This window comes from Shewanella colwelliana (genome assembly GCF_001735525.1).
Taxonomy (GTDB): Bacteria; Pseudomonadota; Gammaproteobacteria; order Enterobacterales; family Shewanellaceae; genus Shewanella; species Shewanella colwelliana.
Genome location: NZ_MCBT01000030.1, coordinates 1 through 20,798 on the forward strand (window position 1 = coordinate 1; position 20,798 = coordinate 20,798).

The window sequence follows — 20,798 nt, forward strand, 5'->3', positions numbered from 1 at the left end:
TTGGCTTAGGGATGCGTATTCTACACTTCCCGTTGTCGGCGTCAAGTGCTTATTTTAAGAAGTTTTCCAAGCGATGATTTGTTAACCACTAATGTGATAACCAATCAACACTGGAAGCCTGCTAAAGCGCTTACCACCTAAGTCTAATTCCGAAAAACTAAACTCTCTCACACTGCTGCAAGTCCCGTGCTGCCTAGCGTTTGCTAAGAGCGATTGGCCTGCTGTGCCGTGTCAGTGGATGCGCATTATAGGGAGTTCTCGGATGGGCGCAAGGGCTTTTTGAAAGAATATGACACATTTATGTTTGAGCGCGCAGTTATCAAACGATACGTATAAAAAAGGGGCTAATTAGCCCCTTTTACTACCTATATAACATGATCTTCGCGGTTATTGGCTGAAGAACCTCGATTCCTGTGTCGCTTCCACAGTCTCTCCATCTATTACGGTAGAAACCTTAAAGTCGACTTTAAGCATTGGTCGAGATAAGGAGACAGGGTCAACCGCAACACTAACTGGTAGCGTTAATACCTCACCGCCTGCAATGGTTACAGTCTGTGGGCCAAACCACTGATACTCTGGCAGTCCATCGACACTTAAATCATATTCATGCACGGATTCAGTCTTGTTGAGAATTTTTAGAGTAAAGGTGTTCTCTGTGAGTCCCTGATCATTTTCTCTAAACAGCTGGTTTCTATCACGGATGATATCCACTCGCACTGGTGCAATCGTGGCGCTAGCATAGACAAAGATAAGTATCATGACAGTCAGCACGACACCATAACCCACCAACTTAGGGCGAAGTACCTTTTCCTTTACACCATCTAGTTTATTTTCAGTGGTGTAAGCGATTAAGCCTTTTTGATAACCCATACGCTCCATGGTGGTATCGCACGCATCGATACATGCACCGCAGTTAATACACTCGTATTGCAAGCCGTTACGAATATCGATACCGGTTGGGCATACCTGTACACACAGGTCACAATCGATACAGTCACCAAGGCCCATCTCTTTGTGGTCAGCTTTACGTGAACGAGGACCTCTAGATTCACCACGCTTTGCATCATAGCCCACTATATAGGTGTTCTTATCGAACATCGCCGCCTGGAAACGTGCATAAGGACACATGTGAATGCACATGATTTCACGCATCCACCCCGCGTTCCCGTATGTCGCTAAGGTAAAAAGCACCACCCAGAAGTAGATACCACCGGACGCGCTGCCACTAAATACATCGATGTAGACTTCAGTGGTTGGCACAAAGTAGGAAACAAAGGTCATTGCCGTTAAGAGTGAGATCAATAGCCAAGCTGTATGTTTAGCCGTTTTACGCCACAGTTTATTAAAACTCCATGGCATTTGATCTAGCTTAATGCGCTTATTGCGCGCTCCCTCTAACTTCTCTTCAAACCAGATAAAGATAAAGGTCCACACGGTTTGTGGGCAAGTGTAGCCACACCAAACACGGCCAAGATAGGTAGTAACGAAAAATAGGCCAAATGCAGCTATCATTAATAGTGCTGCGAGTAAGGTAAGGTCTTGAGGCCAGATAGTTAAACCAAAGATGTGAAACTTCTGCTCACCAAGGTTAAACCATACTGCTTGTCTATCCCCCCAAGGGATCCAAGGCAATATAAGGAAGAATAGCATCGCGACCCAACCCAAACGGCGACGAAGTTGTGTCCACACACCTTCGATTGCTCTGACATAAATGCGGTTGCGGGGGTTAAAACGATCGGACTTATTGACGTCAGGCTGATGAATTTTGATTCGCTCAGTCTTTGAATAATCCTTTTTATTTGATTCTGCGTTCATATTTAGCAGCCTTACAGCTTTAATATTCCATGAAAACTGGCTTATTATACCTTTTCTATTACAAATTGTTCACCAAGGTTGGTTAAATAATGAGAGGCTGGATTATTTTAGGAGTGGGTGTTGGGTTACTTTATTACCTCGCGACCGAAACAGATAAGCTGGATGAGCCCATGGCTCAGACCGATGCACTGATGAAAAAGGTTGAGCGTAAGCTGGACTCAATGACAGGTACCAAAATCATCAAAGTCGATAGCCATACCTCTCAACTTAAAACCGAAATAGCTAATCGGCTAACAAAAGCAGAACTTGCTGCGTTAGATAGCATTCTCGAATCAGAACAAACCGTATTAGAGTACAAAGATGAATATTGTGGTGGCAAAGCCAGCCGCTTCTCTGATTTAAGTAAAGACAATCAGATTTTCATTTGCGATAAATTAAGATAGTCCCTTCGATAAGATATGAACGCCGCGCTCACAGCACTGTTTTCATATCCATTATTGACCTCAATAAATATTAAGCCTAGCCTTGGCAAATTCCTCTTAGTTAACGAGTCAGATACAGGATAATGAACATGACTGATAAGGTTTCAGATATTTTTGACCCTAGATTGTGGGATCAAGTGGCTGGATTTGAATTTGAAGATATCACCTACCATAGAGCCAAAGATCAGGGTACTGTTCGTATCGCTATTAATCGCCCCGATTGCCTCAACTCATTTAGACCCAAAACAGTCGATGAACTCTATATTGCTTTGGACCATGCGCGCCAATGGTCAGATGTGGGTTGTGTATTAATCACTGGCAATGGCCCATCAGCCAAAGGGCAATACTCTTTTTGCGCTGGCGGTGATCAACGTATTCGTGGCAAAGACGGTTATAAATATGAAGGGGAGCAGCAAGGTACCCCCGATATAGCCCGCATGGGTCGCCTACATATATTAGAGGTTCAGCGTCTGATCCGCTTTATGCCGAAAGTCGTGATTGCTGTAGTACCGGGTTGGGCTGTTGGTGGTGGCCATAGCTTGCATGTCGTGTGCGATCTCACTCTTGCATCAAAAGAGCATGCCATATTTAAACAAACAGACCCTGACGTCGGCAGTTTCGATTCTGGCTACGGCAGCGCATATCTTGCCAAGATGGTCGGTCAAAAGCGTGCCCGTGAAATCTTCTTCTTAGGTTTTAACTACAGCGCAGATGAAGCGTTCGATATGGGTATGGTCAATCGTTCGATTCCTCACGCAGAACTTGAAACCGAGGCCTTAGTCTGGGCGAAAGAGATTAACTCAAAATCGCCAACGGCCATGCGCATGTTGAAGTATGGCTTCAACCTCCCAGATGATGGATTAGTCGGTCAGCAACTGTTTGCTGGTGAGGCGACTCGTCTGGCCTATGGCACCGATGAGGCGGTTGAGGGACGCGATGCTTTCTTAGAAAAGCGTGACCAAGACTTTTCTAAATTCCCTTGGCACTATTAATCTCTTTTCAAACTCTCGCTAGGCCGCCTTCTGCGGCTTAGCGTTTTTAACTTTTTATTCCATCTCATCATTGAGCTTAATCGGCTTTGGCTTACATCTCTATCGATACTCTCTTATTTACAGCGCAAATGATAATGGTTATCATTTAAAAATATTAAAGAGGAGTTACATCATGACTAAGACATTCACTTTTGCAATACTGCATTTCAGCGTTGCCTTCACTGTTACTTACCTATTAACAGGCAGTATTGTCATTGGTGGTGCTATTGCCTTGATTGAGCCTGCGATCAACACTGTGGTGTTCTACTTCCATGAAAAAATATGGAAGCGCTTTGAGAATAAACAACTCAAGCCCTTAGCCGCCTGACCATTTATAGACGGTTACCACCATTGATGCGGTGCAAAAAATAACGGTCGCGATAGTGCCTGCATCCCACAGAGGTTTATCTATTAATTCGACACAAACAAAAACTAATCAACTCAATGTTAAGGAAACACTTTGGTAAAGTATGGTATACCCTGTTTCAGACAGATTAAATATCTGATATAAGTCAGTTTCGATATTTAGTCGTTATCACTTTACAAAGGATTGTTATGAAAACAGTAATCACTGCATTATGCCTGCTTATCTCCCCGCTCACACTCGCCGCAGACTACCAGCACGCGCTATCGGCCGGTATAGGTTGGGGAGTGACCGAAGCGTCATCAGACAAAGATATTGATACTGATGATGTGCAAACCCACTACGATATTGCCTACCGGTATCAGTTTAATCCTGAGTGGGGCGTGGAGCTGGGTTATATGGAGCAAGATGTTTTTCTAACCGATATCATCACCATCAACAATCAACTAAAAGATGTGTACAGTTTTCGCGTGGCGGCCTTATATGCACTTCCGCTTTCTCAGCGTAACCGCCTAGTGTTTAAACTTGGCGCTAACCAATATAACCTCAAGTTTATCGATACCAATAATGATGACCAGCGACATAAAAAGGATGGCGTTGGCTTGCTTGCGGGTCTGGGTTGGCGCTTTGAGTTTAGTTCAGGGTTAGAGATGTCCGTTAACTATGCTTTCCAAACCATGGATCTGCTTGATACACATACCACAACCATTAACCTAGGCTATAGATTCTAACGCTAACAACCTCTATTAGGGTAAACCTAAGTCGGTGGTTTACCCTGCCCATAAAATCTATTCAACAATAAGCGCACCTTTATACATCTGCATTTGACAATGAAATGGATAAACGCCTTTCGCTAGTGGCGGAAGATTAATAAGCGTGGCCGAACCTAAGGCTAACTCTTGGCTTATCTCTAAATCAGGGATCAACAAACTTGCCGAGCAGCCAGACTGATCATGACGAAGAAAAGTCAGTGTGGTGGCCTGTTGTGCTTTCACTTTGACTCTCGCAGGTGTGTAGACCCCATCTTTGACCACAATCGCTTGATTATCACCGACACTTGTCGCGACAGCTGGCTTGTATAACCAGAACCACCAGATGATGAATCCAATAAAGGCGACACAGAATATATTGATAAATAACATACAGTAACTCCTAATGATCTTTAGCTTTAAATAAGCGTAAACGGTTAGCATTACTCACCACAGTTAGCGAAGAGAAAGCCATAGCAGCCCCAGCTATCACCGGGTTAAGCAACACACCAAACAAGGGATATAAAATCCCCGCAGCAATGGGAATGCCTGCGATGTTATAGATAAATGCGCCAAATAGATTTTGCTTAATGTTTGCTAGCGTCGCCTTACTCACGGCTATCGCATCCGCCAATCCATGCAGAGATCCACGCATGAGGGTAATATCAGCACTTTCAATGGCAACATCCGTTCCAGTGCCTATAGCAAACCCCACATTAGCTAATGCCAAGGCTGGCGCATCATTAATACCATCACCTGTCATGCCGACTATCTCGCCTTCAGCTTGCAGGTCTGCAACTTTTTTAGCTTTATCCTCCGGCATCACTTCGGCATAAAAATGATCAATATCTACCATCGCTGCCACGGCCTCTGCAGTAGATTTATTGTCCCCGGTTAACATAATTACTTTAATACCATTACGCTTTAGACGTTTGATGGCTGCCACTGAGTCGACTTTAATCGGGTCTGCTACCGCAATAATGGCAACCAATTGGCCCGCTACCGCAAAATAGATGGGGGTTTTTGCCTCACTGGCTAACTGTTGCGCCTTAGCTTGATAAGCATCGATGTTAATCTTGCTGTCATGCATTAACTTCTCATTACCAAATAGCAGTATTTGGCCTTTAAAATCGGCCTCAACCCCTTTACCCGCTAACGCGTTAAACATTGTGATATCCACCAGCGGTAGTGAACGACTTGCAGCACTCGCCACAATCGCGTCGGCCAAGGGATGTTCAGAGTGACGCTCAATACTTGCAGCTAGACTTAAAACTGTGTCTTCATCAAAGTCTTTGACATCAGTCAATACGATGTCTGTGACCTTGGGGGCCCCTTCGGTAATAGTGCCGGTTTTATCTAGCACCATGGCAGTAATTTTAGAGGCTGTTTGCAGAGCTTCGCCATTACGGATCAGCACGCCTGACTCAGCCGCTTTACCAACGCCCACCATCACTGACATTGGCGTGGCTAAACCCAAGGCACAAGGACATGCGATGATCAATACGGTCGTAGCCGATACCACAGCAAATACCAATGAGGGTTGAGGGCCAAAGTTGAGCCATACCATGGCGCTAATAGTAGCGATAATGATAATGGCTGGAACAAAGTAACCGGCAATCATGTCGGCTAGCCGTCCAATTGGTGGTTTTGCATTCTGTGCTCGCTTAACCATATTGATAATGCGGGCCAGCGCGGTATCTTTACCAACGCGTGTAGCGGTAAAAGTAATGGAACCGGATTTATTGAGGGTGCCTGTAACCACCTCGTCATCAATGTTTTTTTTGATTGGCATAGGTTCACCCGTTAACATCGACTCATCAATGGTGGTCCTACCGTCAACAACAACGCCATCTACCGGTACTTTTTCACCAGGGCGTACTTTGACGATGTCACCGAGCAACACCTGAGCAATATCGATATCAAGTTCAATCCCATCACGGATCACTCGTGCCGTTTTCGCTTGCAATCCAATAAGACGCTTGATAGCTTCCGAGGTTTTCCCCCGAGCTTTGACCTCTAATGCCAAGCCAAGATTGATCAAACCTATGATCATCGCCGTCGCCTCAAAATAGACGTGGCGTGCCATTTGCGGCAGCAGATCAGGCACCGCAACCACGACCATTGAATAGAGCCAAGCAGTACCTGTACCCAATGCGATCAACGTATCCATATTAGCGTTATGGTTAAGGAATGATTTCCAAGCCCCGACATAAAAATGTTTACCCGACACAGCCATAATGGCGAGAGTCACTAAGCCAACCGCACTCCAAGCTATCTGTTCAGAGGGGCTACTCACCGTCATCTCACCTATCAATAGTCCGTAGACCATCAAAGGCACGCCAACACTAAGCGCCACAAAGGTGTAACGCAACAGCTTATGATAGTAGGCCTGATCCGCCAGTTCTTTCTCATTCATTGCAGCTTCAGAAGCGCCTGCTTGAATAGCTGTAGCCTTGTAACCCGCGGCTTCAACCGCATCAATAAGTTGCTCAATTGGGGGGCTACCCAGCACTAAAACAGTACGGTCAGCAAAATTCATTTCGGCAGACTCGACACCAGCGACGCCCTTAATGGCAGCCTCAATTTTTCCGACACAACTAGCACAGCCAGCACCAATAATATTGAGCTGAATACTTGATGATTTACTCATGATGCTCTCCCCCATTCGCGCCGCTAAGGTTGGCACTGCCCTCTATAAGGTGACAAATCATATTACCCGTTGGCGCTTGATCAGGCTTTGTCGACCACTCCGTCACGGCTTGAGTCAGTTTAGAGCGCAGCTTTACCATCTCTTGAAACTGCTTTTCAGTCTCTTGTAGTTTAAGCACTATCATCTGTCTCACTATTTGGCAGGCGCTTTCACCATGATCGGTGCGGGAAAAGATCACTTTAATATCGTCGACACTAAAACCAAGGTTACGAGCACTTAAAATAAACTGCATGCGCGACTGATCAGTTTCGCTGTAATCTTTATAGCCATTGACCTCTGACTTAATCGGCGTTAGCAGGCCAATACGCGTATAGAAGCGCACTGTATCACCGGTAATATTTAGATTTTTAGCTAGTTGATTGACTCGCATAACAACACTCCAATAAGACATTTTTAAACTCTATGCCTTGACTATAAACCTGTGTGTTAGACACAGGTCAAGAAAATAGAGAATAAAAAAAGCAGCCTCAATGGAGGCTGCTTTTAAATAATGAGCAATGTGGTCAACCGATGGGTTATTCCACTGTTACAGATTTTGCGAGGTTACGAGGCTGATCCACATCAGTACCTTTAATCAATGCCACATGATATGACAGAAGCTGCAGAGGTATGGTGTAGATAAGTGGTGCCATAAACTCATCGCAATGAGGAACTGGGATCACCTTCATCGTGTCATCTGACTCAAACTCGGCATCTTTGTCGGCAAACACATACATTAGGCCGCCACGTGCGCGTACTTCTTCAACGTTTGATTTTAGTTTTTCCAATAACTCATTGTTGGGTGCAACAACAATCACTGGCATATCAGCATCGATAAGGGCTAATGGGCCATGCTTTAATTCACCCGATGCATAAGCTTCTGCATGAATATAAGAGATCTCTTTAAGCTTAAGCGCACCTTCCATCGCAATAGGGTACTGATCGCCACGACCTAAAAACAGTGCGTGATGCTTGTCAGCAAAATCTTCCGCCAGTTCAGCAATTGCATCATCTAAACCTAGAGCCTGCTCAACTTTAGCTGGCATAGATTGTAGGCTTTGAGTGATCTTAGCCTGCATTTCGTCAGACATGCCGTTATGGCGCCCAACTACTGCGGTTAGCATAAGAAGGCCAGCGAGTTGTACCGTAAAGGCTTTAGTTGATGCGACACCAATTTCAGCGCCCGCTTTCATCATGTAAGCCATATCTGACTCGCGCACCAAAGAGGAACCCGGTGCATTACAGATGGTCATAGTGGCTTTGTAACCCATCTCTTTAGCAAGACGTAGCGCCGCTAATGTATCGGCGGTTTCACCTGACTGTGAAATAGTCACTAGCAAGCTGTTAGGAAACAGGTGTGATTTGCGGTAACGGAACTCAGAGGCAATTTCGACGTTACATGACACACCCGCCCAATCTTCAAGCCAGTAACGTGCAGCCATACCTGCATGATAGCTGGTACCACAGGCAATAATTTGTACGTGTTTAATATCTTTTAAAAACTCAGCGGCATTTTCGCCAAATGCTGAATCTAGAACGTGGCCACTCGCAATACGACCTTCTAAGGTATGGGCAATCGCGCGTGGCTGCTCATAAATTTCTTTAAGCATGTAATGGCGATATTCACCTTTATCACCCGCATCATGGGTCACTTCAGACTCTTTGATTTCACGCTCAACGGCATTGCCATCGACATCAAAAATACTCACGGTGCGACGAGTCACTTCTGCAACATCACCCTCTTCTAAGAAAGCAAAAGAGCGTGTCACTGGCAGTAGCGCTAACTGATCAGAAGCAACAAAGTTCTCACCTAGGCCGTAACCAATAACCAGTGGGCTACCGCTACGGGCAACAATCATGCGCTCGCTATCGCGACGGTCAATAACAACAGTACCGTAGGCACCTTCCAGTTGCTTTACCGTGGCTTGGACTGCGGCAAGTAAGGTGTCATGTGACTTAAGCTCATGATGCACTAAGTGACAGATCACTTCGGTGTCGGTATCAGAGGCAAACACATAGCCTAGGCCTTTAAGCATTTCGCGTAGCTTATTGTGGTTTTCGATAATACCATTGTGTACCACGGCAATATCACCAGATGATTGATGTGGATGCGCATTGCGCTCACTTGGCTCACCGTGAGTCGCCCAACGGGTGTGGGCAATGCCCGTGCCGCCAACCAATGGCATTTGTTCTAGCGCACTCGATAGCTCTTGCACCTTCCCCACACGACGAGTACTGCTAAGCTCACCATTATGGATAACCGCAACGCCCGCCGAGTCGTAACCGCGGTACTCAAGACGACGTAAGCCTTCGACCAAAATTTCCGCAACATCCCTTTGCGCTACTGCGCCAACAATTCCGCACATAATCTATTCCTACACTTAATAAATATTAAAAACTAAAGTTAATTTGAATAGGGCGCTAATATCACTTCAACACCCTGCTCTGTAATTTGTTTGATGACTGAAGGCTCGACTCTATCATCGGTAACCAACACACTAATCTGCTGCCAAGCGAGCTCTAAATTGGGAATACGCTTACCAATTTTATCTGAATCCACCATTACGATAACTTCACGAGACACTTCGGCCATCACCTTGCTCAAGCCAGTCAGTTCGTTAAATGTGGTGGTACCACGGCCTAAATCGATACCATCGGCACCAATAAATAGCTGGTCGAAGTTATAGGAGCGCAATACTTGCTCGGCGACCTGGCCTTGAAAGGATTCAGAATGCGGGTCCCAAGTGCCACCAGTCATCAATAATGTTGGTTCATTTTCCAGCTCATGTATAGAGTTAGCCAGTTGCAGTGCATTGGTCATCACCACCAAACCACGCTTATCATTTAGCTGCTGCACTATGCCTGAGGTCGTGCTGCCACTGTCGATAATGATACGATTATGATCTTTTATTAGCTTGGCGGCTGCCTGAGCGATGGACAGCTTATTGGGTGCAATTTTGGCACTAAACTGTTGGGTCACTTCATCAGGAATGGCTACGGCACCGCCATAACGGCGTAGTAACAAACCGGTTTTTTCTAACTCAGCAAGATCTTTTCGAATAGTTACTTCAGAGGTTTCAAAACGATTAGACAACTCATCGACACTGACTTCACCTTGCTGATTCAAGATGGCAATAATGCTGTGTCGGCGCTGTTGCGTATTTCGTTTGTTCATAAAACCTTTCATTTAACTTTCGTTTCGAAAGATGCATTATAGTGAAACGAAACATTTTTACCAGCATCGAAACTCATTTTGGCTAAATTTCCCAAAAAAAGCCCCTATCGAAAGATAGGGGCTCATAAATAATGTATGGCTTACGCCAAACTCAACTTGTTTAGAACTTAGCTTCTAGCGCCAAACCAAAGTGTCGCCCTTCGCCGACAGTCACATCAGTATTGGTACCACCGGCTAGATAGTCAGTGTCGAATAGATTTTTAACGTTCAAACGCACACTAACGTCACTGCCCATCACATCCATGGAATACGCAGCGCCCATATCGAAACGAACATAGCTATCTTTGCTAATGGTATTTTGAGTATTAGCAAAACGTTCACCCACATACACGGCGCCAAAGTTAAATGCTAATGCTTCAGTGACTTCATAACGGGTCCAGATATTGGCCGACCACTCAGGTGCATCGACTGGCGTCTTACCGTCTAATGCATCTGCGGTGTCATAAACCGCATCCAAATACATCATTGAACCTGTGACAAACCAGCTATCACTGACTTGACCCTGAGCGCCCATCTCGAAGCCTTTATGGCGTTGCTCACCACTTTGGTTAGTAATCGTTTTATCACCCTCTTCATTAGGCACTTCAAGATCTTGCGTGACGGTGACATTGGAAACGGTAATATCGAATACGGCACCGGTTAATAATAAACTGCCATCAAAGAGTTCCCACTTGGTACCTATTTCATATTGCTCGCCATATTCAGGATCGAGATTCATGCCGTTATTTACATCATCCTCATCATTCACTATCCCTTGCGGGGTGAAACTTTTGGAATAGTTAACATAAATACTGCCGTTTTCCGCTGGCGAATAAATAACGCCAAACTTTGGTGACACGGCGTAGCTGTTATTACCCGACCCGTCTTTCTTTTGCTCGTCGTAACGCACACCAGCTAATAACTGCCACTGATCATTTAATGTAACTAGGTCCTGGATATAGAAGCCGTAGTGTTTGTATTCGCTCTCATAGAGGGTACCATCACGATGGTAATCAAGGTCTGGCTTCGGCATGGGTTGACCCGGCATAACAATTTGGTTTTTATCACCAGCATCTTTTAGCTGTCCATAGTAGTAGTCGAGCATATTGGCGCCGATGAGAAACTGATGATCAATATCGCCAGTGCTGAATTCACCAGTAAAGTCGATAAAGCCTGTCTTATGTTGCCAGTCATCATAGCGATCGAATGGGCTGATGGTATAACCGTCTTTGAATGGATCTTCAGAACCTTTAGCTAAACTTGGCGATGAATCTAAACGCTGACGATTAAACTGCTGATCGTTATAACCCGCTTTCACTTTCCAATCATCACTGATGTGATAAGTCAGCTCGGCCCCCAAGTTTGATACCGTATTATCAGTAAAAGCCCACGGCATATCCCAAATAATATCTTTGCCACCGATTAACTCGCCGTCGCTATTAAGCCAACCACCGCGATCAATTCCGGTCTTGTCTTGAGTGTGATCGTATTTAAGTGACAGCAATAGATCATCGGTAATATCAAATTCAAGATTTAAGTAACCTAGCCAGCGGTCACGCTCTTGGTTCGATCCGTCTTGGTATTCACGCCAGTAAGTCGTATCTTGTTTAACTAATACACTGCGATAGCGAATTGTTTGATCTTCATTCAAACTGCCGCCAGCATCAATTTGGTAACGAGTAGAACCATGCTCATCAGTATCAAAGCCAACATCGAAAAACGTGTCATAGGTTGGCTTCTTAGTCACCATGTTAATCAATCCACCAGGGCCAGATTGGCCATATAACATACTTGATGGGCCTTTAAGTACTTCAACTTGTTGCAGTGTCTCAATAGGCTGAACATAGTGAGACCATTGCTGCTGACCATTGATTAAGAATCCTGAGCCTGAAGATAACTCAAACCCACGAATATTGAATACTTGGCGGTTCCACTTTTCGCTGCCACCCGTTACGCTAGAGTCATTGACTAAGACTTCCGATAAATTGGTCGCTAATTGCTCGTCAGTAACAAAGTCAGGAATAATAGTTACCGACTGAGGGGTATCCATTAAATCAATATCCCCCCGCATCGCACCGGACGCGACTCCCACTTTATAATCGTTGAATGTACGTCCAGTAACAGTAATCCGCTCAATATTGGCAGTTACCACACTCTCTGCAGCATCTTCGGCAACAGCAGGTAGGCTGGCGATGCCCGCTAAAACAGCTAAACCAATAGTAGAATAATTAAACGAAAAACCTTTAAGAGACATGAAAACCTCACAACAAAAAAACGGGAATAACATCAAAGTTGGAAGGAATATAAATGAGAATCGTTTTTATTTGAGATTTATTTACACTCTTTACATTGCAAAGAGATCACCATCAACAAAGTCGATAACTCCCCCTTAATGAGTGAGACTTAACCAATAAAAAAGCGACCCTTAGGTCGCTTTTTTAATGAAGGAAATTTACTTCTTTTTCTTAACTGGGCGAGCCCACCCCGATAAATGACGTTGTTTAACACGAGTTATTACTAATTCATCCGGGGCCACATCACGAGTAATCGTCGAGCCCGCGCCAAGCGTTGCCCCCTTGCCTATAGTCACAGGTGCCACAAGCTGAGTATCACTACCAACAAACACGTTGTCCTCAATAATGGTAAGGTGTTTATTAGCGCCATCATAATTACAGGTAATGGTTCCTGCACCTATATTTACCCCAGCACCAATTTGCGCATCACCTATATAGGCTAAGTGCCCCGCTTTAGAACCTTCACCCAACACCGCTTTCTTCATCTCTACGAAGTTACCAATATGGGCGTCACGTTTTAATTCGGCACCGGGACGCAGGCGAGCGAATGGCCCAGCGCTAGCCTCAATACCAAGCTTGGCATTTTCGATAATAGAATAAGGTTTGATTTCAGCATTATCGCCAATCTCACAATCAATCAAAATCGCACCAGCGCCAATAGTAACGTTATTACCGATAGTCACTTTGCCTTGGAATATCACATTAACATCGACCATAACATCCATGCCCACGCTAACATCACCGCGGATATCGATACGAGCAGGATCCCTAAGGTTTGCGCCCTCAAGCATCAGTTTCTCGGCAGCGCGAGCCTGATAGGCACGTTCCAATTGTGCTAATTGCACGCGGTTGTTAGCGCCTTCCACTTCGATAGCCGACTGAGGTTGTGCAGTGGTAATCGCCACACCATCGCGGTGAGCCATAGCCACTATATCAGTAAGGTAATATTCACCTTGGGCATTGTCCGATGACAGTTGACCTAACCACTCTTTTAACTGCTTGCCGGGGGCAGCCATAATGCCGGTATTAATCTCATTGATGGTTAACTGCTCAGCATTCGCATCTTTCTGCTCGATAATACCTATGACCTTACCCGCCTCACGCACGATACGACCATAGCCCGTAGGATTGGGCAGATTAACAGTCAAAATAGCCAAACCATTCGCTTCACGCGCTGATAGTAGCGCCTCGAGCGTCGATGCCTGAATTAATGGCACATCGCCATATAGAATGAGCACGGTATCATCATCAGCAATATGAGTATTAGCTTGAGCTACAGCATGCCCTGTCCCCAGTTGCTCTGCTTGCAGTACCCAGTTAAGTTGTTGCTCACCTAGGTTTGCTTGCAGTTTATCGGCACCGTAACCATAAACCAGCTGAATCGCATCACTGCCTACCTGATGGGCTGTATCGATAACATGTTGAACCATGCTTTTGTGCGCTATAGGATGAAGAACTTTAGGGAGATCTGAGCGCATGCGGGTTCCCTTGCCTGCGGCCAAAATCACTACATTCAATGCCATGAAAAAATCCTTGAGAGACTACCTAATGGTAAAAAGTAAATTTGAGGTCTATTTTTATGGACTGATTTTAAGCTATTAGTAGCCTAAAAGCGACTACAGCCAACACCACACTATATTTAAAAGGAAACGGTTTTATCTGCACTTAATACCCATTGGGCGAGTTCATCCATCGTAGCCACTTCGCAACCTTCAATCACATTAAGTTGCGCTAACCCACGAGCATGCATACAAGAACCACAAAACTTCACAGGGCTGTTTTGTGCTATCAAAATCTCCAGCATCTGCTGAATGTTATAGCCCTCATTTGGATTTTGTTTAGGGATTACAGCGGTGATCGCATCTGATAATAGAAATAAGCTAACTTGTGCTGGTGGACTTTCTTGTTCATTGAGCTGTATAGCCAGACGCAGGGCATTAAAGAGTCTTTCAGATCCATAAGGGGCGTCATTAACGATAATAAGGACGTGTTGCATAGATAAGTTCCCAGACATTAAATGAGTGCCAGAGGTTAACACTCAAATCAGGTTTAAAGACTTACACGGATCACGATAATTAATTCAAGCGATTAGATTCTACTAAAAGGTACTAGGACGTGACGCTGTCACGGCTAGAGCGTCGCTACGCTCCTGCTAGGTCCTATAAGAGCTATACCGACAACGCTAACTTGGCTTTCCTGCTCTTACAACAAATTTAGCCCCCCTTAATTGACGGGCTAAAGCCTGACCTACAAAAATCAAATTATTTCGTCTTTTCCGTTAGTGAGCTTGCAAGCGTTCTATTATCCGTCAGCAAAGCGTTCGCAACGACTTTTCTAGAACCATCTTTTCCGTCAGCGTAGCGTTCCGTAAGTGACGCAGTCACGTTCCCTAGGCCGCAGGCCGTTCGTCTTTGTTTTTCCTAGCATCTAGGAGCTGCTTTTAACTTTTTTAGACACAAAAAAAGCGCCATGAGGCGCTTTTTTTCATCAAACAATAACCTTATCTGGCAATGTTCTTCTTGATGGTTTCTACAACGCGCAATTGAGCGATAGCCTGAGCTAATTCAATCGCTGCAGCGGCATAGTTTAGGTCTGCACCAGCATCAGCCATATGGGCCTCTGCACGACGCTTCGCTTCTACAGCTGCCTGCTCATCAATCTCTTCGGCACGCAATACCACGTCAGCCAATACGGAAACTGAAGAAGGTTGCACTTCCAGGATACCACCCGAAAGATAGAACACCTCTTCTTTACCATCTTGCTTGACGATGCGCGCCATGCCAGGTTTGATATTTGTCAGCAAAGGCGCGTGACCAGGCATAATACCTAAATCACCTTCTGAACCAGTTACTTGTAGGTGTGCTACAAGACCAGAATAGATGCTACTTTCTGCACTTACTATATCAAGTTGTACTGTCATGGCTGCCATCCGTTCTCCTTAAAATACCAAGCCTAGGGCTCGATTATTTTTTATTAGCTCGCTCGATAACTTCGTCGATTGAACCTGCCATGTAGAACGCTTGCTCTGGAATGTGGTCAAACTCACCTTCCAATAGTCCCTTAAAGCCACGGATAGTGTCTTTTAGAGAAACGTACTTACCTGGAGAACCGGTGAATACTTCTGCTACGAAGAAAGGCTGAGAAAGATATTTTTCAATCTTACGCGCACGAGATACAGTGGTCTTATCTTCATCAGATAATTCGTCCATACCAAGAATCGCGATGATATCTTTCAGCTCTTTATAGCGCTGTAGTACCGTTTGTACACCACTTGCTACGTTGTAATGCTCTTGTCCAACAACCAATGGATCTAGCTGACGTGAAGTCGAATCCAATGGGTCAACCGCTGGGTAGATACCTAGCGAAGCAATGTTACGTGACAATACAACAGTCGCATCTAAGTGAGCGAAGGTTGTTGCTGGTGACGGATCCGTCAAGTCATCCGCAGGTACGTATACAGCTTGAACAGAGGTAATAGACCCTGTCTTAGTTGAAGTAATACGTTCCTGAAGTACACCCATCTCTTCAGCCAATGTTGGCTGATAACCTACTGCTGATGGCATACGGCCTAGCAGTGCAGATACTTCAGTACCCGCCAAGGTGTAACGATAGATGTTATCAACGAAGAAAAGAACATCTTTACCTTCGTCACGGAACTTCTCAGCCATTGTTAGACCAGTCAGTGCCACACGTAGACGGTTACCTGGAGGCTCGTTCATCTGACCATAAACCATGGCCACTTTGTCGAGAACACCAGACTCTTCCATCTCGTAGTAGAAGTCGTTACCCTCACGAGTACGCTCACCTACACCAGCGAATACTGATAAACCTGAGTGTGCTTTAGCGATGTTGTTAATCAGTTCCATCATGTTAACTGTTTTACCAACACCCGCACCACCAAACAGACCTACTTTACCACCCTTAGCAAACGGACATACAAGGTCGATAACCTTAATACCTGTTTCTAAAAGTTCAGTAGTGTTTGATTGATCTTCATATGAAGGCGCTTCACGGTGAATCTCATAACGATCTTCTTCACCAATTGGGCCCGCTTCATCAATCGGCTTACCTAATACGTTCATGATACGGCCAAGGGTTGCAGCCCCAACCGGAACAGAAATAGGTGAACCTGTATTTACTACCTCAAGACCACGACGCAGACCATCTGAAGTACCCATAGCGATGGTACGAACTACACCACCACCAAGTTGTTGCTGAACTTCCAGCACCAAGTCTTCACTTTTGATCTCTAGAGCGTCATAAACCTGAGGTACGGCATCATGTGGAAACTCAACGTCCACAACCGCGCCAATTACTTGGACAACAGTACCTGTGCTCATGATTAATCCTCTAAACTTTTATTCGTTACCCAGCCTAAACTGCTGAAGCCCCTGAAACAATTTCCGACAGTTCCTGCGTAATCGCAGCCTGACGGGCTTTGTTGTAGACCAACTGCAAGTCACTGATAAGATCACCAGCATTGTCTGTCGCAGCTTTCATAGCAACCATACGGGCTGCTTGTTCAGATGCGATGTTTTCGACAACACCTTGATACACTTGAGATTCAACATAACGAACCAATAAGGTATCCAAAAGTTCTTTTGGATCAGGCTCGTACAGGTAATCCCAGTGATGAGAAATCTCATCGTTTTCCGACTTAGGCAAAGGTAGCAGCTGTTCGATCACAGGCGTCTGACTCATGGTATTAACAAACTTGTTAAATACCACATACAGACGGTCTAGCTTGCCTTCGTTGTAAGCTTCTAGCATCACACGTACTGTACCGATCAAGTCAGCTAACGACGGAGCGTCACCTAGACCTGAAGCAGAAGCAGATACCTGTCCACCAAAGCTTGAGAAGAATTGTACGCTACGTGCGCCAATTGGGCAGAATTCAACTTCTGCGCCGGCTTCACGTTGCTTCTTCACGTCTGCGATAACCTTTTTGAAAAGGTTAACGTTCAGACCACCACAAAGACCACGGTCGGTTGATACAACAATATAACCAACTCGCTTAGCTTCTCTCACTTCCAAATATGGATGCTTATATTCGAGAGAACCTTGCGCCACGTGACCGATCACCTTACGCATATTTTCTGCATATGGACGGCTCGCTGCCATGCGGTCCTGCGCTTTGCGCATTTTGCTGGCTGCAACCATTTCCATCGCAGATGTGATCTTCTGAGTGTTCTGAACACTCGCGATCTTGGTTTTAATCTCTTTAGCGCCGGCCATCTTTACTCTCCAATCTGGACCTGAGGTGTCTTAAGACACCTCTGTGTCTTTACCAGGTTTGGGTTTCTACGAACTTGTCGAGGCCAGCCTTCAAACTACCTTCGATATCAGCATTATAATCGCCAGTATCATTGATAGATTTCATTAGGTCAGCATGCTCGCTGTTCATGTAAGAGAGCAAAGAAGCTTCGAAGTCACCGATCTTGTTAAGCTCAACGGCCTTTAGGTAACCTTTTTCAGCTGCGAAAATAGACACAGACTGATCAGCTACGCTCATTGGCGCGTATTGCTTTTGCTTCATAAGTTCGGTAACACGCTCACCATGCTCAAGCTGAGCACGAGTTGCATCATCAAGATCAGATGCAAACTGAGAGAACGCCGCAAGCTCTCGATACTGTGCTAGTGCGGTACGGATACCACCAGACAGTTTCTTGATGATCTTAGTCTGCGCCGCACCACCAACACGAGAAACTGAAATACCAGGGTTAACAGCAGGACGTAGGCCTGAGTTAAATAGGTCAGTTTCAAGGAAGATCTGACCATCGGTAATCGAAATTACGTTGGTCGGTACGAATGCAGATACGTCACCAGCTTGAGTTTCAATAATTGGCAATGCTGTTAGAGAACCAGTTTGGCCTTTAACTTCGCCTTTAGTGAACTTCTCAACATACTCAACGTTTACACGTGAAGCACGTTCTAGTAGACGTGAGTGAAGATAGAAAACGTCGCCTGGGTATGCTTCACGTCCTGGAGGACGCTTTAGTAGCAATGAGATCTGACGATAAGCAACTGCTTGCTTAGACAGGTCATCATAGACGATTAGTGAGTCTTCACCGCGGTCACGGAAGTATTCACCCATTGAACAGCCAGAATATGGCGCCAAATATTGTAGTGCAGCTGCTTCAGAAGCGGTTGCAACAACAACGATGGTATTAGCCAATGCGCCGTGCTCTTCAAGTTTGCGAACTACGTTAGCAATGGTAGAAGCCTTTTGGCCTACTGCTACGTATACACACTTAATGCCAGAGTCTTTTTGATTGATAATGGCATCGATCGCTAGCGCTGTTTTACCAGTCTGACGGTCACCAATTACCAATTCACGTTGTCCACGACCGATAGGGATCATAGAGTCAACGGCTTTATAACCAGTTTGCACTGGTTGATCTACTGACTTACGTTCAATAACACCTGGTGCGATAACTTCAACAGGAGAGAAACCATCGTTGTCGATAGGTCCTTTACCGTCGATTGGTTGACCCAATGTGTTGACTACACGGCCTAATAGACCACGGCCAACTGGAACTTCCAAAATACGACCAGTTGTTTTAACTTTTTGACCTTCTGCCAAAGAGGCATAAGGACCCATAACTACGGCACCGACAGAATCACGTTCTAAGTTCAACGCGATTGCGAAACGGTTACCAGGCAGTTCGATCATTTCACCTTGCATAACATCGGCTAGGCCGTGGATGCGGATGATGCCGTCACTTACTGCAACGATAGTACCTTCGTTGCGAGCTTCACTAACGACTTCGAACTGCTCGATCCGCTGTTTAATCAGATCGCTGATTTCAGTGGAATTCAGTTGCATGCTCAAACTCCCAATTACGACTGCAGCGTTTCAGACAGACGGTTTAGTTTACCGCTGACCGAGCCATCAATGACTAGGTCGCCTGCCGTGATAATTACACCAGCAACAAGGCTGGCATCTACGCTGCAATTCAGCTTAACTTTGCGTGTGAGACGTTTCTCTAGAGAAGCACTAATGTGCTGCTGTTGCTCTGCGTTAAGCTCAGTGGCAGAAACAACATTTGCTTCAACCTCTTTTGCCCACTCATTGCGGAACTCATGAAAGAGTTCACTTACAGCAGGTAGTACTTCCAAACGACCGTTTTCAGCCATTACCTTTAACAGGTTTTGACCTTGCTCATTGACCTGCTCACCACAAACTTTAATAAAAAGCTCTGCAAGCTGGTTACTGGCTAAAGCGCCAGACAGTAGCGGCTTCATAGTTTCGTTTTCACTAACTATGGCGGCAAAGTTAAGCATTTCTGCCCAACTATCTACTGCATTTTTCTCAATAGCAAAGTCAAACGCTGCCTTTGCGTAAGGACGAGCGATGGTGGTTATTTCAGCCATAACTCAACTCCCTTATCAAATTTCAGCAACTAGTTTATTAACTATGTCACTGTGGGCGGCTTCATCAATCGAACGCTCAAGGATCTTCTCAGCACCAGCGATGGCTAGAGAAGCAACTTGCTTACGCAAGTCCTCTTTCACGCGATTACGTTCAGCTTCAATTTCTGCTTTACCCTGAGCGATAATTTTAGCTCGCTCAGCGTCTGCTTCGGCTTTGGCCTCATCGACAATCTGAGCTTTACGCTTATTAGCTTGCTCAATGATTTCGTTAGCAGTTGCCTTAGCTTCTTTTAGTTGGTCGGTGGCTTTCGCCTGCGCCAACTCAAGGTCTTTTACAGCACGATCAGCATCAGCTAGACCGTCGGCTATCTTTTTTTGACGCTCTTCGATGGCATTCATCAAAGGGGGCCAAACAAACTTCATGCAGAACCACACGAAGATAATAAAGGCAACCGTCTGACCGATTAGGGTAGCGTTGATATTCACAACAGCCTCCTATTTAGATTAAAGACAGAAGCGTTGATTACAGCATTGCACCCAGTGGGTTAGTAAACAGCATAAATAGTGCAATACCTACACCGATCATGGTTACCGCATCCAATAGACCAGCAACAATGAACATCTTAACTTGTAGCATAGGAGCCATTTCTGGTTGACGCGCAGCGCCTTCCAAGAACTTGCCACCTAGTAGGCCGAAACCGATAGCGGTACCAAGAGCACCCATACCAATCAGTAGAGCAACAGCGATAGCTGTCATGCCTAATACAGTTTCCATCTCTATCTCCA

At 45.3% G+C, this 20,798-nt stretch carries 20 protein-coding genes; 4 read left to right on the plus strand and 16 right to left on the minus strand.

Annotated elements, in window-relative coordinates; translation table 11 throughout:
• Positions 1 to 387: 387 nt before the first annotated feature.
• Positions 388 to 1,815, minus strand: a complete 1,428-nt coding sequence (ccoG, locus tag BEL05_RS10065; protein ID WP_028763493.1) for a cytochrome c oxidase accessory protein CcoG — start codon at positions 1,813 to 1,815, stop codon at positions 388 to 390.
• 89 nt (positions 1,816 to 1,904) lie between these two features.
• On the opposite strand from ccoG, the gene BEL05_RS10070 reads away from it, so the two are divergent.
• The 4 genes from BEL05_RS10070 (at position 1,905) to BEL05_RS10085 (ending at position 4,423) form a co-directional block, all read left to right on the plus strand.
• The gene (locus tag BEL05_RS10070) at positions 1,905 to 2,258 is read left to right on the plus strand and encodes a hypothetical protein (RefSeq protein ID WP_069671088.1); all 354 of its coding nucleotides are present in this window, start codon (positions 1,905 to 1,907) and stop codon (positions 2,256 to 2,258) included.
• 128 nt (positions 2,259 to 2,386) lie between these two features.
• A complete protein-coding gene (locus tag BEL05_RS10075) occupies positions 2,387 to 3,289 on the plus strand; it encodes a 1,4-dihydroxy-2-naphthoyl-CoA synthase (RefSeq protein ID WP_028763491.1) in 903 nt (300 codons plus the stop codon).
• 172 nt (positions 3,290 to 3,461) lie between these two features.
• A complete protein-coding gene (locus BEL05_RS10080) occupies positions 3,462 to 3,656 on the plus strand; it encodes a DUF2061 domain-containing protein (protein WP_069671089.1) in 195 nt (64 codons plus the stop codon).
• Positions 3,657 to 3,883: 227 nt separating this feature from the next.
• Positions 3,884 to 4,423 (plus strand): porin family protein, encoded by a 540-nt coding sequence (locus BEL05_RS10085; RefSeq protein ID WP_069671090.1) that lies wholly within the window; start codon positions 3,884 to 3,886, stop codon positions 4,421 to 4,423.
• A gap of 57 nt (positions 4,424 to 4,480) precedes the next feature.
• Here the strand turns inward: BEL05_RS10085 and BEL05_RS10090 are convergent, their stop codons facing one another.
• From BEL05_RS10090 to atpE, 15 genes are all read right to left on the minus strand, one after another.
• Positions 4,481 to 4,834: a cupredoxin domain-containing protein gene (locus BEL05_RS10090; RefSeq protein WP_069671091.1), complete on the minus strand. Its 354-nt coding sequence runs from the start codon at positions 4,832 to 4,834 to the stop codon at positions 4,481 to 4,483.
• A gap of 10 nt (positions 4,835 to 4,844) precedes the next feature.
• Entirely contained in the window at positions 4,845 to 7,091 is a 2,247-nt protein-coding gene (locus BEL05_RS10095) for a heavy metal translocating P-type ATPase (RefSeq protein ID WP_175427335.1), read from the minus strand.
• Positions 7,084 to 7,521, minus strand: coding sequence for a MerR family transcriptional regulator (locus tag BEL05_RS10100; RefSeq protein ID WP_037428259.1), 438 nt, complete (start codon positions 7,519 to 7,521; stop codon positions 7,084 to 7,086). Before BEL05_RS10100 ends, BEL05_RS10095 begins: the two co-directional genes overlap by 8 nt.
• A 145-nt stretch (positions 7,522 to 7,666) precedes the next feature.
• Positions 7,667 to 9,496 (minus strand): glutamine--fructose-6-phosphate transaminase (isomerizing), encoded by a 1,830-nt coding sequence (glmS, locus tag BEL05_RS10105; protein ID WP_028763486.1) that lies wholly within the window; start codon positions 9,494 to 9,496, stop codon positions 7,667 to 7,669.
• Between the two features lie 38 nt (positions 9,497 to 9,534).
• Complete coding sequence (locus BEL05_RS10110) at positions 9,535 to 10,305, minus strand: DeoR/GlpR family DNA-binding transcription regulator (RefSeq protein WP_028763485.1); 771 nt, start codon at positions 10,303 to 10,305, stop codon at positions 9,535 to 9,537.
• A gap of 160 nt (positions 10,306 to 10,465) precedes the next feature.
• Positions 10,466 to 12,598 (minus strand): TonB-dependent receptor, encoded by a 2,133-nt coding sequence (locus tag BEL05_RS10115; RefSeq protein WP_069671093.1) that lies wholly within the window; start codon positions 12,596 to 12,598, stop codon positions 10,466 to 10,468.
• Between the two features lie 198 nt (positions 12,599 to 12,796).
• Entirely contained in the window at positions 12,797 to 14,161 is a 1,365-nt protein-coding gene (gene glmU / locus BEL05_RS10120) for a bifunctional UDP-N-acetylglucosamine diphosphorylase/glucosamine-1-phosphate N-acetyltransferase GlmU (RefSeq protein ID WP_069671094.1), read from the minus strand.
• Positions 14,162 to 14,277: 116 nt separating this feature from the next.
• The gene (locus BEL05_RS10125) at positions 14,278 to 14,634 is read right to left on the minus strand and encodes a DsrE/DsrF/TusD sulfur relay family protein (RefSeq protein ID WP_069671095.1); all 357 of its coding nucleotides are present in this window, start codon (positions 14,632 to 14,634) and stop codon (positions 14,278 to 14,280) included.
• 504 nt (positions 14,635 to 15,138) lie between these two features.
• Complete coding sequence (locus tag BEL05_RS10130; protein WP_028763481.1) at positions 15,139 to 15,567, minus strand: F0F1 ATP synthase subunit epsilon; 429 nt, start codon at positions 15,565 to 15,567, stop codon at positions 15,139 to 15,141.
• 34 nt (positions 15,568 to 15,601) lie between these two features.
• Positions 15,602 to 16,978 (minus strand): F0F1 ATP synthase subunit beta, encoded by a 1,377-nt coding sequence (gene atpD / locus BEL05_RS10135; protein ID WP_028763480.1) that lies wholly within the window; start codon positions 16,976 to 16,978, stop codon positions 15,602 to 15,604.
• Between the two features lie 34 nt (positions 16,979 to 17,012).
• Entirely contained in the window at positions 17,013 to 17,873 is an 861-nt protein-coding gene (gene atpG, locus BEL05_RS10140; RefSeq protein ID WP_069671096.1) for a F0F1 ATP synthase subunit gamma, read from the minus strand.
• Between the two features lie 49 nt (positions 17,874 to 17,922).
• Positions 17,923 to 19,464, minus strand: coding sequence for a F0F1 ATP synthase subunit alpha (gene atpA, locus BEL05_RS10145; RefSeq protein WP_028763478.1), 1,542 nt, complete (start codon positions 19,462 to 19,464; stop codon positions 17,923 to 17,925).
• A 14-nt stretch (positions 19,465 to 19,478) separates the two neighbouring features.
• Positions 19,479 to 20,012 (minus strand): F0F1 ATP synthase subunit delta, encoded by a 534-nt coding sequence (atpH, locus tag BEL05_RS10150; RefSeq protein WP_028763477.1) that lies wholly within the window; start codon positions 20,010 to 20,012, stop codon positions 19,479 to 19,481.
• Between the two features lie 15 nt (positions 20,013 to 20,027).
• Positions 20,028 to 20,498: a F0F1 ATP synthase subunit B gene (gene atpF, locus BEL05_RS10155; RefSeq protein WP_028763476.1), complete on the minus strand. Its 471-nt coding sequence runs from the start codon at positions 20,496 to 20,498 to the stop codon at positions 20,028 to 20,030.
• Between the two features lie 37 nt (positions 20,499 to 20,535).
• The gene (atpE, locus tag BEL05_RS10160) at positions 20,536 to 20,787 is read right to left on the minus strand and encodes a F0F1 ATP synthase subunit C (protein ID WP_011639455.1); all 252 of its coding nucleotides are present in this window, start codon (positions 20,785 to 20,787) and stop codon (positions 20,536 to 20,538) included.
• Positions 20,788 to 20,798: the final 11 nt, after the last annotated feature.

Excerpts from the sequence above, each read along its gene's own strand:
- atpG (WP_069671096.1), bottom strand. The coding sequence starts at position 17,873 with ATGGCCGGCGCTAAAGAGATTAAAACCAAGATCGCGAGTGTTCAGAAC.
- BEL05_RS10070 (WP_069671088.1), top strand. The coding sequence starts at position 1,905 with ATGAGAGGCTGGATTATTTTAGGAGTGGGTGTTGGGTTACTTTATTAC.
- BEL05_RS10125 (WP_069671095.1), bottom strand. The coding sequence starts at position 14,634 with ATGCAACACGTCCTTATTATCGTTAATGACGCCCCTTATGGATCTGAA.
- glmU (WP_069671094.1), bottom strand. The coding sequence starts at position 14,161 with ATGGCATTGAATGTAGTGATTTTGGCCGCAGGCAAGGGAACCCGCATG.
- glmS (WP_028763486.1), bottom strand. The coding sequence starts at position 9,496 with ATGTGCGGAATTGTTGGCGCAGTAGCGCAAAGGGATGTTGCGGAAATT.
- BEL05_RS10090 (WP_069671091.1), bottom strand. The coding sequence starts at position 4,834 with ATGTTATTTATCAATATATTCTGTGTCGCCTTTATTGGATTCATCATC.
- BEL05_RS10080 (WP_069671089.1), top strand. The coding sequence starts at position 3,462 with ATGACTAAGACATTCACTTTTGCAATACTGCATTTCAGCGTTGCCTTC.
- BEL05_RS10075 (WP_028763491.1), top strand. The coding sequence starts at position 2,387 with ATGACTGATAAGGTTTCAGATATTTTTGACCCTAGATTGTGGGATCAA.
- BEL05_RS10115 (WP_069671093.1), bottom strand. The coding sequence starts at position 12,598 with ATGTCTCTTAAAGGTTTTTCGTTTAATTATTCTACTATTGGTTTAGCT.
- BEL05_RS10130 (WP_028763481.1), bottom strand. The coding sequence starts at position 15,567 with ATGGCAGCCATGACAGTACAACTTGATATAGTAAGTGCAGAAAGTAGC.
- atpD (WP_028763480.1), bottom strand. The coding sequence starts at position 16,978 with ATGAGCACAGGTACTGTTGTCCAAGTAATTGGCGCGGTTGTGGACGTT.
- BEL05_RS10110 (WP_028763485.1), bottom strand. The coding sequence starts at position 10,305 with ATGAACAAACGAAATACGCAACAGCGCCGACACAGCATTATTGCCATC.
- ccoG (WP_028763493.1), bottom strand. The coding sequence starts at position 1,815 with ATGAACGCAGAATCAAATAAAAAGGATTATTCAAAGACTGAGCGAATC.
- atpA (WP_028763478.1), bottom strand. The coding sequence starts at position 19,464 with ATGCAACTGAATTCCACTGAAATCAGCGATCTGATTAAACAGCGGATC.
- BEL05_RS10085 (WP_069671090.1), top strand. The coding sequence starts at position 3,884 with ATGAAAACAGTAATCACTGCATTATGCCTGCTTATCTCCCCGCTCACA.
- BEL05_RS10100 (WP_037428259.1), bottom strand. The coding sequence starts at position 7,521 with ATGCGAGTCAATCAACTAGCTAAAAATCTAAATATTACCGGTGATACA.
- atpH (WP_028763477.1), bottom strand. The coding sequence starts at position 20,012 with ATGGCTGAAATAACCACCATCGCTCGTCCTTACGCAAAGGCAGCGTTT.
- atpE (WP_011639455.1), bottom strand. The coding sequence starts at position 20,787 with ATGGAAACTGTATTAGGCATGACAGCTATCGCTGTTGCTCTACTGATT.
- BEL05_RS10095 (WP_175427335.1), bottom strand. The coding sequence starts at position 7,091 with ATGAGTAAATCATCAAGTATTCAGCTCAATATTATTGGTGCTGGCTGT.